General features: G+C 60.4%; 1 protein-coding gene. It reads right to left on the bottom strand.

The window, feature by feature from the left end; genetic code table 11:
• The coding region (locus tag JFC11_RS18905) for a hypothetical protein (protein ID WP_198350284.1) at positions 1-381 on the bottom strand (381 nt) is incomplete at both ends.

Genomic DNA, 381 nt, shown 5'->3' with positions numbered 1-381 from the left:
CAGCATCAGCGTCGGCATCTGAATCAGCATCCGCATCTGCATCAGCGTCAGCATCGGCATCGGCATCAGCGTCGGCGTCCGCATCTGCATCGGCATCTGCGTCAGCATCTGCGTCAGCATCGGCGTCGGCATCGGCATCGGCATCGGCATCGGCATCAGCATCCGCATCAGCGTCGGCATCTGAATCAGCATCGGCATCGGCATCGGCATCTGCATCAGCGTCAGCATCTGCATCTGCATCAGCATCGGCATCAGCGTCGGCGTCCGCATCTGCATCTGCATCGGCGTCAGCATCGGCATCGGCATCTGCGTCAGCATCGGCATCAGCGTCAGAATCTGCGTCAGCATCCGCATCAGCGTCTGCATCTGAATCAGCATCGG

Origin of the sequence: Vreelandella alkaliphila (genome assembly GCF_016107625.1) — a bacterium.
Classification (GTDB): Bacteria; Pseudomonadota; Gammaproteobacteria; order Pseudomonadales; family Halomonadaceae; genus Vreelandella; species Vreelandella alkaliphila.
Note: the sequence above shows the minus strand (reverse complement) of the source record. Positions and strands in the feature narration are given on the sequence as shown.